At 61.8% G+C, this 11,844-nt stretch carries 11 protein-coding genes; 4 read left to right on the top strand and 7 right to left on the bottom strand.

Going from position 1 to position 11,844, the window contains the following annotated elements:
• Positions 1–10: 10 nt before the first annotated feature.
• A complete protein-coding gene (gene modA, locus H9529_RS14640) occupies positions 11–781 on the bottom strand; it encodes a molybdate ABC transporter substrate-binding protein (protein ID WP_092886402.1) in 771 nt (256 codons plus the stop codon).
• Between the two features lie 446 nt (positions 782–1,227).
• On the opposite strand from modA, the gene H9529_RS14635 reads away from it, so the two are divergent.
• Positions 1,228–2,274: an Ldh family oxidoreductase gene (locus H9529_RS14635; RefSeq protein ID WP_218132103.1), complete on the top strand. Its 1,047-nt coding sequence runs from the start codon at positions 1,228–1,230 to the stop codon at positions 2,272–2,274.
• On the opposite strand, the gene H9529_RS14630 is transcribed toward H9529_RS14635, so the two are convergent.
• Positions 2,252–3,172, bottom strand: coding sequence for a LysR family transcriptional regulator (locus H9529_RS14630; protein WP_092886400.1), 921 nt, complete (start codon positions 3,170–3,172; stop codon positions 2,252–2,254). The two genes, H9529_RS14635 and H9529_RS14630, sit on opposite strands and share 23 nt — an antisense overlap.
• Before the next feature lie 133 nt (positions 3,173–3,305).
• Here H9529_RS14630 and kdgD point away from each other — a divergent pair, with 133 nt between their 5' ends.
• Positions 3,306–4,208 carry a 5-dehydro-4-deoxyglucarate dehydratase gene (gene kdgD / locus H9529_RS14625; protein WP_092886398.1) on the top strand — a complete coding sequence of 301 codons (903 nt, stop codon included), beginning with the start codon at positions 3,306–3,308 and terminating at the stop codon, positions 4,206–4,208.
• Positions 4,209–4,257: 49 nt separating this feature from the next.
• Here the strand turns inward: kdgD and H9529_RS14620 are convergent, their stop codons facing one another.
• Positions 4,258–4,989 carry a FadR/GntR family transcriptional regulator gene (locus H9529_RS14620; protein ID WP_223814194.1) on the bottom strand — a complete coding sequence of 244 codons (732 nt, stop codon included), beginning with the start codon at positions 4,987–4,989 and terminating at the stop codon, positions 4,258–4,260.
• A 232-nt stretch (positions 4,990–5,221) separates the two neighbouring features.
• Here H9529_RS14620 and H9529_RS14615 point away from each other — a divergent pair, with 232 nt between their 5' ends.
• Entirely contained in the window at positions 5,222–6,370 is a 1,149-nt protein-coding gene (locus H9529_RS14615) for a mandelate racemase family protein (RefSeq protein ID WP_092886396.1), read from the top strand.
• A 71-nt stretch (positions 6,371–6,441) separates the two neighbouring features.
• Positions 6,442–8,046, top strand: a complete 1,605-nt coding sequence (locus tag H9529_RS14610; protein ID WP_092886394.1) for an ABC transporter substrate-binding protein — start codon at positions 6,442–6,444, stop codon at positions 8,044–8,046.
• Between the two features lie 198 nt (positions 8,047–8,244).
• Here the strand turns inward: H9529_RS14610 and H9529_RS14605 are convergent, their stop codons facing one another.
• The 4 genes from H9529_RS14605 to H9529_RS14590 are packed head-to-tail and all read right to left on the bottom strand — an operon-like array spanning position 8,245 to position 11,779.
• Positions 8,245–8,994, bottom strand: coding sequence for an ABC transporter ATP-binding protein (locus H9529_RS14605; RefSeq protein WP_092886392.1), 750 nt, complete (start codon positions 8,992–8,994; stop codon positions 8,245–8,247).
• A complete protein-coding gene (locus H9529_RS14600) occupies positions 8,991–9,857 on the bottom strand; it encodes an ABC transporter ATP-binding protein (protein WP_092887044.1) in 867 nt (288 codons plus the stop codon). Before H9529_RS14600 ends, H9529_RS14605 begins: the two co-directional genes overlap by 4 nt.
• Before the next feature lie 5 nt (positions 9,858–9,862).
• A complete protein-coding gene (locus H9529_RS14595) occupies positions 9,863–10,762 on the bottom strand; it encodes an ABC transporter permease (RefSeq protein WP_218132102.1) in 900 nt (299 codons plus the stop codon).
• 12 nt (positions 10,763–10,774) lie between these two features.
• Entirely contained in the window at positions 10,775–11,779 is a 1,005-nt protein-coding gene (locus H9529_RS14590) for an ABC transporter permease (protein WP_092886390.1), read from the bottom strand.
• Positions 11,780–11,844 lie beyond the last annotated feature (65 nt).

Genomic DNA, 11,844 nt, shown 5'->3' with positions numbered 1-11,844 from the left:
ATGCACCCTTTCAATAGAGCGCCCTGAACCCGAACCCAGCCCAGATTTCCCGTGCGGGCGGCTCGGTGAGGTAGTCAAGAAAGGCCCCGGCGACCGGGCTGGTGGATTGCGCAGTGATCGCGGCGGGGTAAGTGATCGGCGCGTGGCTTTCGGCCGGAAAAATGCCGATGATCGTCACATCCGCCTCGATCGCTGCATCGGTCGCGTAGACGATGCCCAGCGGCGCCTCGTTGCGCGCAACGAAGGCGAGGGCGGCGCGCACGTTATCGGCCTGCGCGACCTTGGGTGCCACACTGTCCCACAGCCCCAGCCACGACAGCGCCGCCTTGCCATATATGCCGGCAGGCACCGATTCGACCATCGCCATGGCAAGCCGTTCGTCGCCCAGCATGGCCTGCAGATCGAGGTTTTCATCAATCGATACGGGCACCTCATCAGCACCATGGGCGATCAGTACAAGCGTGTTTCCGAGCACGTCCCGCCGCGCGCCGGGCCGCAGATCACCCGAGGCGGCGACGGCATCCATCCACCCCGTGCTTGCCGAAATGAAGATGTCGGCGGGCGCACCTTGCTGGATCTGCCGGGCAAGCACCGAAGATCCAGCATGAGACAGTACAACCGCATGCCCCGTCTCGGCGGTCCAGGTCGCGGCCACCTGCGCCAGCGCATCTGCCAGGCTGGCAGCGGCAAAGACCGTGATCTCATCGCCGACTGCAGGCAAACCGGTCCCGGCAACAGCCAGCGCCGAAATGGCGGAACAACGGAAAGGAAAGGATCGCATGCGCAATTGCCTTTGATATGTTTCAAGGAACATATCGCAGCAACATCCGCAAACCGGCAAGCGCTAATTTGCGCGCTCCCAAAAACCCGACGCCAGCCCGGACCGGCGGTCAAGGTCCGGATGCGACGATGACAGCACGCCCTGTGGGGCACGCGTCGCCGCCACTGGCGCATGTGAAAACGTCGACCGGTCATTGGCCTGATCCGTTTATAGAGGCGGGACATCAGGCGCGACCGAAGAAAGGTTTTGCCTTTCGGCGCGTCTTGACCGAAACCGATGGCAGGCGAAACCAAACGGGCGTCGGGGGATATCGGGCCGAGCCCGCGCCGCGTCCGATGACAGTGCGAGGGTTCCGATGCGGTGTCATGACTTGCCGCGTCCGCAGGCGGCCCGGGGGCAAAGTCCCGCGTCCGTCTCCGAAACGCGCTGCGAAGAAAGGATACCTCGTGCGTTATGATGTGAGCGAACTGCTGGCGGTCTGCACCGCGCTGCTGCAAAAGGCCGGGCTGGACCATGAAAAGGCTCTGATCGTGGCCGAAGTGCTGGTTGAAGGCGACCTGATGGGACATGATACCCATGGCCTGCAACTACTTGCACCGTATCTGGCGGAACTCGCGGCGGGGCGGATGCGCGGCACGGGCGATATCACGGTCACCGGCGGGCGTGGCGCGGTAGCCAGTTGGGATGGCGACTATCTGCCCGGGCCATGGCTGGTCGTTCGCGCGATGCAAGAGGCCGCAGCCAAGGCCCGCGAATTCGGCATGGGGGCCATTGCCATCGCCCGTTCGCATCACATCGCCTCGCTCGCGTCCTACCTGAAACGCGCGGCGGATGAAGATCTGATCGTCATCATCCAATGCTCCGACCCGGCAGTCCGCGCGGTCGCGCCCCACGGCGGCCTGCATGCCACCCACACGCCCAACCCCGTCGCCATTGGCTACGCCACCGATGCGGGGCCGGTCCTGATGGACATCAGCATGTCCATCACCACCAATGGCATGAGTGGGCGGCTGCACAAGACCGGCGCACAGTTTTCCGGGCAGTGGCTGAAAGATGCGGATGGCAACGCGACCAGCAACCCATCGGTCCTGTTTTCGGACCCCGCAGGCAGTCTGCTGCCGATTGGGGGGCTGGAATATGGCCACAAGGGCTTTGCCTTGGGCACGATGGTCGAGGCACTGACATCCGGCCTGTCAGGCTTCGGCAGACTCACCGCGCCGGATCGATGGGGCGCGTCCGTGCTTGTGCAAATGATCGACCCCACCGCCTTTGCAGGGCTGGACACCTTCCGCGCTGAAACTGGCCATTTTGCACAGGCATGCCGGTCCAATCCCGTGCCGGAAGGTGCGCCGCCAGTACGGATGCCCGGTGAACACGGTCTGGCGATGCGGTTGCAATATCTGCAAGAGGGCGTGCCGCTGCCGTCAGGTGTTGCCGAGGACATTGCAAACCGGTGCGCCGCGCAGGCCATCAGCTGGACCGGCGCGGTGTGAAATCTGCGCTCCTATCGGCAATAGCCTTCGCTGCGGCGATCAGCATCGGCAAAACCGGGTTGCGATTGCCGCGCGCCCAGACCAGCATCAATTCGGCGGTGAGCGGGCGGGCGGCATCAATCTCGCGGTACGCGACTCCGAACATGTTGAGTCTGCGGGATGAGGTCGGCACGACCGCGACCCCCACGCCCGCCCGGACCAAGGCAAGAATCGTATGGATCTGCGTCAGGCGCTGCACGACATTCGGCCGCGCGCCTTCAAGCGTCAGGCGGCCTGCGACAAGGTCGTGAAAATACTGCGCGTCGCGGTTTTCATACATCAGGAAATCCTGGCCATGCAGATCGGACCAATTCAGGCTGTCCCGGCTGCACAGCGCGTGATCGTGCGGCAGCGCCACGACAAGGCGTTCGCGGGCGATCAGGCAGTGGTCATACTCTGACAGCGCCACATGCGCGCGTGAGAGGCCGACATCGATTGCCCCCGACCGCAGCGCCGCGACCTGATCTCGGCTGACCATCTCGTGCAGCTCCAGCCGGATATCGGCATGATCGCGGCGCAAAGCGTGGATGAAATCGGGCAGCACTTCATAGGCCGACACTGCGGTGAAACCAACCTGGGCCGCGCCCCGCCGTCCCTCGGCCACATCGCGCGCCAGGGTGCCTGCCCTGTCAATCAGGCCAAGGATCTTTTGTGCTTCCGGCAGGAAATCCGCCCCCGCAGCCGTCAGTTCCACCCCCCGGCTGTTGCGATGCAACAACACACATCCCAGCGCGCGTTCCAGCAACTGGATTTGTCGGCTGAGCGGTGGCTGCGTCATGTGCAGCGTTTTGGCGGCGCGCCCGAAATGCCGGGCGCGGGCGACAGCAACAAAGCAACGCAGGTGACTGGTCTCAAGCATGCTTCTGCCTCATGAATACAATATATGAATAGATTAAGTCATTCTTGATATTAGACATGCATTCATCAGTTGCCTATCCTCCAGATCAACGCAAGGCATCACCGAACCCGGTGAAATCAGAAGGAACGCCCAGATGGACCCGCAACAGATCAAGGCAGCCCTCGGCGCGGGCTTACTGTCCTTTCCGGTTACGCCTTTCGACGCCGAAAACCGCTTCGCCCCAGAACCCTACAAGAAGCACGTCGCGTGGCTTTCGGGCTTCAACGCGCCGGTCCTCTTCGCGGCCGGTGGCACAGGAGAGTTCTTTTCGCTCAGCCCCAATGAGATCCCGGGCATCGTACGCGCCGCCAAGGAAGCGGCAGGCGAAACGGCCATCGTATGGGGCTGTGGCTATGGCACCGAAATTGCGGTGGGGATCGCGAAATCGGTCGAAAAGGCTGGGGGTGACGGGATCTTGTTGCTTCCCCACTACCTGATTGATGCGCCGCAAGAGGGGCTGTACCGCCACGTCCGCGCCGTCTGCGATGCGACCGGCATGGGCGTGATGGTCTACAACCGTGACAATTCGGTCCTGCAACCTGACACGCTTGCGCGGCTCTGCGACGATTGCCCCAATCTCGTCGGGTTCAAGGACGGCACAGGCGACATCGCCCTGGTGCGGCAGGTGACGGCAAAGATGGGCGACCGGCTGACATATCTGGGCGGCATGCCTACCGCCGAACTGTTCGCCGAGGCGTATCTGGGCGCGGGATTCACCACCTACTCCTCGGCGGTACTCAACTTCGTCCCAGCGCTGGCCAACAGGTTTTACGCCGCCCTGCGAGCAGGGAACCGGACAACCTGCGAGGATATTCTCAAGAGCTTCTTCTACCCATTCATGGAACTGCGCGGGCGCCGCAAGGGCTATGCGGTGGCCGCGGTCAAGGCAGGTGTCAGGCTGGTTGGCTTTGAACCCGGCCCAGTGCGCGCGCCGCTGGACGACCTGACCGATGCTGAATGCGGGATACTGCAGGATCTGATCGACCGGCACCGCTGATGCGCGCCCACTTTGCGGCGATGCAGGAGTTTGATCGCATGCGATGCGGTCACTCCCCCAGCGAGGCGCGCAGAATTTCGCGGTAGCGCCGCAGAGTACCGTCAAGATGCGTCTTCATCGCATGCTCGGCCCCTGCCCCGTCACCGTCCATGATCGCACCGACAATCGCGCCATGCTCTTGCTGCAGATAGGGGTTGGGGATGGCCTTTTGCTGCCCGGCGGTCTGGGTCAATTCGGCCCGCGGCATGATGCCGTCACGGATCAGCGTCAGGAATTGCGGGAACCGGGTGTTCTGCGTTGCCTCGGCAATGGCGAAATGAAACTGGAAATCAGCCTCGCGCGTCGGCTCACCCTTCGCGATGCAGTCCCCGATAACCTCATGATTTCGCAAGATGGCATCAAGCTGGGCGTTTGACCGACGCACCGCTGCCAGGTTGGCCGACCGAATCTCGAATGCGCTGCGCATTTCCAGCAGTTCAATCGCCTCGGAGATCCGCCCTGTGTTCAGCTCCGAGAACGGCTCACCGCGCCGACGCGCCGCAGGATCGAGCGCAAAAACACCGGCCCCCTTGCGCGTTTCCACCAGACCATCTGAACGCAGGATGGCGATGGCTTCCCGGATCACGGTGCGACTGACCAGATGCACCTGGGTCAATGCCGCTTCGCTGGGCAGCCGCTCGCCTGGCTGGAACGTCCCGCTTTCAATTTCCTTGCGCAGTGCTTCACTGACCTGACTGACAAGCGTACGCGGGCGGGCCTTGGCGGGGGGGGGCGACATCATGGCTGGTTTTTCCTTTTTTTGGCCGATCATTTGGCAGTTGAACAATAGCCCGTTCCGAATTGTCAGGCAATCCGCCTGACAGAAAACCGATCGGCGCCAAGTTTAAATACGACACATCCTCAAATCAGTATGACGAGTATTTACAAAATGCACGAAACACGCTTAACCTGTCATACAGATTATCCGGCGCGCGCACCAGCGCCACGCGCCGACACTGCAAGAGGACACCCGCATGATCATCACCGACGTCAGCGTCACCGTTTTCGCCCATACGACACGGCGGCACGCCGATACGGCGGGGCATGCCCATCCCGGCCCCGCCCATCAGGTCGAACAGGCGATGCTGACCATCACCAGCGAAAACGGGCAGTCCGGCCATTCCTTCTGCCCACCGCAGGTCGTGCGCCCGGATGTCATCGAAAAATTTGTGCGAAAGGTGCTGATAGGACAGGACCACCGCGACCGCGAACGCCTCTGGCACGACCTCGCACACTGGCAGCGCGGGTCGGCAGCACAGCTGACTGACCGCACCTTGGCCGTTGTTGATTGTGCGCTTTGGGATCTGGCGGGGCGGACACTGGGCCAGCCGGTTTACAAGCTGATCGGCGGATACCGGGACAGGGTGCTGTCATACGCCTCTATCATGTGCGGCGATGAACTGCCGGGCGGGCTGGCCACGCCTGAGGATTACGGACGCTTTGCCCAAACCCTGGTGCAACGGGGCTACAAAGGGATCAAGCTGCACACCTGGATGCCGCCAGTCAGCTGGGCGCCTGATGTGAAGATGGATCTGAAGGCCTGCGCGGCCGTGCGCGAAGCTGTAGGGCCTGACATCTCACTGATGATAGACGCCTTCCACTGGTACAGCCGCGAAGACGCGCTGCGGCTGGGACGTGGGCTTGAAAAGCTGAATTTCGACTGGATCGAAGAGCCGATGGATGAGCAATCCATGTCATCTTACAAGTGGCTGGCTGACAATCTAGACATTCCGGTTATCGGTCCTGAAAGCGCTGCGGGCAAGCACTGGCACCGCGCGGAGTGGATCAAGGCGGGGGCCTGCGACATCCTGCGCACCGGGGTCAACGATGTGGGCGGCATCACGCCTGCGCTGAAGACCATGCATCTGGCCGAGGCGTTCGGGATGGCCTGCGAGGTGCATGGCAACACTGCGATGAACCTGCATCTGGTCGCCGCTACCCGCAACTGCCGCTGGTATGAGCGCGGGTTGCTGCATCCGTTCCTCGAATACGATGATGGGTTCGATTACCTGAAATCACTGTCGGACCCGATGGATGCCGACGGTTTCGTCCATGTCCCCGACCGCCCCGGGCTGGGCGAAGATATCGACTTCGATCACATCGAGAATAACCGCATCCGGTAAAGGCCCGGGTGCAGGTGATGGCGGGCGCACCGCCCGTGAAACGACGACGACGCATTCCAAGGGAGGAAACCATGAAACACCTGATGAAATCCGCCACGATCGGCGCACTGATGCTGGGAACGGCACTGGTGGCACCTATGGCGCAGGCCGAAACGCCCGCAAACCAGCTGATCGCAGCGTTCAACATGAACAACGTGCTGACGATGGACCCCGCCGCGATCACCGGGGGTGAGACCGTTCAGATACTGAACAATGTCTATGACACGCTGGTGGTGCTGAACCCAGAAACGCGGAAACTGGAACCGCGGCTGGCCGAGCGCTGGGAGATCGCAGAAGATGGTATGTCGGTCACCTTTCATCTGCGGCCGGACGTGGTCTTTGCCTCGGGCAACCCCCTGACCGCGCATGATGTCGCCTACAGCTTCAAGCGACTGCTGACGCTGGGGCTGGCACAGGCCTCGACGCTTATGTCGCGGGGCTTCAGCGCCGAAGATATCGACCAGTATTTTGTAGCGCAGGATGACCAGACATTCGTTCTGACCCTGCCGCAGCCCGATGACCCGCGGCTGATGCTGATGGTACTGGCTGAATCTGGACGTGGTTCGATCCTCGACAGCCAACTGGTGATGGAAAATGAGGTCGACGGCGATATGGGCAGCGCTTGGCTGACCAATAATGCTGCAGGATCGGGCGCATTCACGCTGGGACAATGGAGGTCGAACGAGTATGTTATCCTAGAGAAGAACGCGAACTTCTGGGGTGACGCGCCTGCGATGGACCGGGTTCTGATGCGCCACCTGCCAGAAAGCCAGTCGCAGCGACTGGGCCTGCAACAGGGCGACATCGACGTGGGCTTTTCACTGGCGGCCCCCGACCTGAAAGCGCTGGAAGCCGATCAAGACATTACCGTCGAAACCGTTCCATCGGCCAATTTCTACTATCTTGCCGTGTCAATGGAGGACGAACGCTTCGCCAACCCCAAAGTCCGCGAGGCACTGCGTTATCTGATCGACTATGAAGGCATAAATGGCGCAATCATGCCCTATTTCGGCGTCCAGCGGCAGCGGCCTGTAAACTCTTCGGCGTTCGCAGCGCTACCCGATCCGGGCTATACGCTGGACGTGGACCGCGCCAAGGCACTGCTGGCAGAGGCAGGCTACCCTAATGGCTTCGACACCACCCTGCGCGTGATTTCCACACAAGAGTTCCTGGACAGCGCGACCGCGATCCAGAATACGCTCTCGCAGGCCGGGATCAATGCCGAGATCATCACCGGCGACGGTGGCCAGATTTACGGTGCGATGCGCGATCGCTCGTTTGAACTGCTGGTGGGTCGCGGCGGCGGCGGTCAGCAACCGCACCCCGACAGCAACCTGCGCGCTCTGATCTACAACCCCGACAATTCGGACGATGCCGGACTGACGAATTATCAGGGCTGGCGCACGTCCTTCTACGACGCCGATCTGAACGCCAGCATCGAGGCCGCCTTGCTGGAGCCAAATGAAAGCGCGCAGATCGTCATGTATGAGGAGATCCAGCAGCAGATCGAGGAAGTGGTCCCCTCGATCCAGCCGTTCTCGGAACGTGTTGTGACGGCAGCGTATCAGGACGACATCTCGGGCCTGATCGTGGACCCATGGGTCATGCGGTTTGAAGGCGTCACCAAAGATCGCTGAACGATCTGCGGGCAAATCAGGGGGGACGCAGACAATCGTCTGCGTCCCCTTTCGCATGGGTGTGCACCGCAGTACCCCCCAACGCCGCCGCGTAGTTTGCTCCGGCGCCTGGCGAAAGCCGGTCAGAAAAAGCCCCGCCCCACAAACGCGGGGCGGGGCACAGACGTGCAAGGGAAAGCATGGCCAGTGGGGGGTGGATCAGACGGCGCGCTCATAATGCAGGCTGGCACCGATCAGTTCATGCGCATAGGGGTGCTGTGCCGCGTTTTGCGCGATGGCGCTGCGCGGCAGGACTTCAACGATATTACCCGCCTGCATCACCGCGAAACGGTCGCACATATGGTCCACCACCGCCAGATCGTGGCTGACCATGATGTAAGTGAAGCCCTTTTCTTCGCGCAGCCGCTGAAGAAGATTCAGGATTTCCGCCTGCACGGACACGTCCAGCGCCGACGTCGGCTCATCCAGCAACAAAACCTTGGGCTCCAGGATCAGCGCGCGCGCGATCGCCACCCGCTGGCGCTGACCGCCCGAAAGCTGATGCGGATAGCGGTCCAGAAAGTCCACTGGCAGGCCAACATCCACCATGGCCGCCGCCAAGCGGTCCGGCGCATTGTCCAGCTTGTGAATGGCAAGCGGTTCCGACAGAGCGCTCCGGATCGAATGGCGGGGGTGCAGCGATCCGTATGGGTCCTGAAAGACCATCTGAAGCGTGCGACAGCGCTGCATCAGGCTGAAGTCGCGCACCGATGTACCGCCGATCCTTGCCTCGCCGGTCCAGTTGTCCAGCAACAAGGACAGGCATCGCAGCACGGTCGATTTGCCTGAGCCGCTTTCCCCAACCAACCCAAAGCATTCGCCTGCCGCGACGTCAAAGGTCACTTCGGGCAGGATCTGCACCATGCCAAAGCTGATGGCCATCTTTTCAATTTCGACTGATGCGGTCATGCCTGCGCCCCCTTGTTGGCTGTGCCAAGTGCGGCTTTCCAGTCGTCCTGACGCGCCAATACCGGCAACGGCTGTCGCGGGCCGCCAATCCGGGGCTGCGCTGCCAACAGGCCACGGGTATAGGGATGCGTGGCGCGGTCCAGATCACGGGCGGCCAGCTCTTCGACCACCTGTCCTGCGTACATTATCAGCACACGGTCGCAGTAGTTGCGCACAAGGTTCAGGTCATGGCTGATGGTTATCAGACCAATGCCCCTGTCGCGGACCAGTCCGTCCAGAATATCCAGCACGTTCAGCCGCACCGTGACATCCAATGCCGAAGTCGGCTCATCCGCGATCACAAGGTCGGGGTCCGTCAGCAGCATCATGGCGATCATCACGCGCTGTCCCATACCGCCGGAAACTTCGTGCGGGTAAAGGTCATAAACCCGCTCCGGGTCGCGGATCTGCACGGCCTCCAGCATCTTCACGGTTTTCGCCCGCGCCTCGGCCTTGGTGCAGCGGAAATGCGTGCGATAGGCCTCTGACATCTGCGCGCCGCAACGCTGGATCGGGTTGAGAGAGAATTTGGGGTCTTGCAAGATCATCGTCATCCGTCGGCCACGGACCTTGAGCATCTGCCGCTCAGAAGCGTTCAGAATGTCGACATCTTCGAACTGCATCCGGTCCGCCGTCAGCCTAGCTGAGGGCAGAAGCTTCAGGATCGCACGACCAACGGTCGACTTGCCTGACCCGCTTTCACCCACGATGCCCAGCCGCTCACGACCCAGGGTGAAGGACACATTGCGCACCGCAGGCGTATCGCTGCCCTGATAGCGGACCGACAGGTTTTCGACGCTCAGGATCGGTTGGGTGTCGGGCATGGCCATTACCTCTTGTTCATCTGTTTGGGGTCCAGCGCATCGCGCAATCCATCACCCAGCAGGTTGAAGGCCAACGAAACGCACAAGATGGCAAGCCCGGGGAACGTCACCAGCCACCAGCTGTCGATCATATAGCGTCGGCCTGTGGCAATCATCGCGCCCCACTCAGGCAGGGGCGGCTGTGCGCCAAGACCCAAAAATCCCAGCCCCGCCGCTGTCAAAATCACGGTGGCCATGTTCAGCGTCAGCCGGATCAGCACTGAAGGCAGGCACATCGGCACGATAGATCGCCAGATGATGCGCGCCGAGGATGCACCCTGAAGCCTTGCCGCCGCGATGTAATCCGCCGCGCGAAAAGTCAGCGTCTCGGCCCGCGCAAGCCTGGCGATGGGCGGCCATGCTGTCAATGAGATCGCGATAATCGCATTGTTAAGGCTGGGACCCAACGCCGCTACGAAGGCAAGCGACAGGATCAGTGACGGGAAGGACAGGAAAATGTCGGTCACCCGCATCAGCACCACGTCGATCTTGCCTCCATGGTAGCCCGCGACGGTCCCCACAAGCAGCCCTACCGGCCCGACGACGATGGTCACAAGGAAGATGATCGTCAGCGTAATCCGCGCCCCGAAAACGATGCGCGAAAAGATGTCGCGCCCCAGCTCATCCGTGCCGAAGAAATGCGCCATCCCTGGCGGTGCAAGCACGTTGGTCAGATCCTGCGCATAGGGGTCATGGGTGGCAATCAGCGGCGCGCAGATCGCCGTCAGGATCAGGACGGCCAGCACCGTCAGTCCAAAGGCCGATGTCGGGCTGCGCAGCAAGAATCGCACGATGTTGCGCCCGGCCCGAAGCCATTGCGGCGTCGCGCGGCCCGCGGGGATTTGGGCTGAGGTGGTGTTGTCCAAGGAAGCCTCCGGTCAGCGGGTACGCGGGTCGAACACCCGGTACAGCAGGTCAGAAATCAGGTTCAGGCCGATAAAGATCACGCCGACGACCAGAACGCAGGTCATAACCGCATTCATGTCGCCGATCAGAAGGTTCGAGGTGAGATATTGCCCAAACCCGGGCCAGGCGAAAACTGTTTCGATCAGCACCGCGCCTTCCAACAGCGCGCCGTAGGCCAGCGCCACGATCGTGACCAGCTGCACCCGGATGTTGGCAAAAGCGTGCCGCCAGATCGTCTGATGGCGGCTCAACCCCTTGACCCGGGCGGTGGTCACATATTCCTGCCCCAACTGATCCAGCATGAAGCTGCGCGTCATCCGGGTGATATAGGCGGCCGAGGAATAGCCCAGCAGGCTGGCGGGCAGCAGAACATGGTTCAGCGCCGACCAGAACACATCCCATTGCCCCGCTACTGCGCTGTCGATGAACAGAAACCCGGTTCGCTCCGGCACCATGCCGATGTAGAACTGGCTCATCCGGCCCGACCCGCCAACCCATCCAAGGCCCGCGTAAAAGATCAATAGTCCGATCATCCCGGTCCAGAAGATCGGCATCGAATGGCCGAGCAAGGAGATCACTCGGATGATGTGATCAGGCCAGCGGTCCTTGTTCACCGCCGCTGTGACCCCCAGCGAAATGCCCAGCGTCGCGCCGATGATGATGGCGAAGGTTGCCAGTTCGATGGTAGCAGGCAAAACGCGCTTGATGTCGTCGATCACCGGCTGCCCCGTGCGGATCGACGTACCGAAATCTAGCCGCAGCACATCCCACAGGTAGTAGAAGAACTGCTGCCAGACCGGCCGATCAAGGCCAAGCTGGCGAAAGACGTTCTCATACACCTCCCGCGTCGCATCCTCGCCCACGATAGCGCGCACGGGATCGACCGGCATGACCCTGCCAATAACGAAGGTCAGCACCAGCAACCCCAGAAGCGTGACCAGCACGCCAGTCGCCTGCCCGATGAAAGCACGCCGCATCCAGTTCCCCCCCGATTGCCAACTCGCAGCAGCACCGGGCAGTGCGCACCCAATGCTATATGATA

The organism is Roseicitreum antarcticum (assembly GCF_014681765.1).
GTDB lineage: Bacteria > Pseudomonadota > Alphaproteobacteria > Rhodobacterales > Rhodobacteraceae > Roseicitreum > Roseicitreum antarcticum.
The sequence above is the reverse complement of the archived record's forward strand: the minus strand, read 5'-3'. Positions and strand labels throughout refer to the sequence as shown.

Coding starts and splice junctions, on each gene's coding strand:
- modA (WP_092886402.1), bottom strand. CDS start 781: ATGCGATCCTTTCCTTTCCGTTGTTCCGCCATTTCGGCGCTGGCTGTT.
- H9529_RS14630 (WP_092886400.1), bottom strand. CDS start 3,172: ATGCTTGAGACCAGTCACCTGCGTTGCTTTGTTGCTGTCGCCCGCGCC.
- kdgD (WP_092886398.1), top strand. CDS start 3,306: ATGGACCCGCAACAGATCAAGGCAGCCCTCGGCGCGGGCTTACTGTCC.
- H9529_RS14620 (WP_223814194.1), bottom strand. CDS start 4,989: ATGATGTCGCCCCCCCCCGCCAAGGCCCGCCCGCGTACGCTTGTCAGT.
- H9529_RS14615 (WP_092886396.1), top strand. CDS start 5,222: ATGATCATCACCGACGTCAGCGTCACCGTTTTCGCCCATACGACACGG.
- H9529_RS14610 (WP_092886394.1), top strand. CDS start 6,442: ATGAAACACCTGATGAAATCCGCCACGATCGGCGCACTGATGCTGGGA.
- H9529_RS14605 (WP_092886392.1), bottom strand. CDS start 8,994: ATGACCGCATCAGTCGAAATTGAAAAGATGGCCATCAGCTTTGGCATG.
- H9529_RS14600 (WP_092887044.1), bottom strand. CDS start 9,857: ATGCCCGACACCCAACCGATCCTGAGCGTCGAAAACCTGTCGGTCCGC.
- H9529_RS14590 (WP_092886390.1), bottom strand. CDS start 11,779: ATGCGGCGTGCTTTCATCGGGCAGGCGACTGGCGTGCTGGTCACGCTT.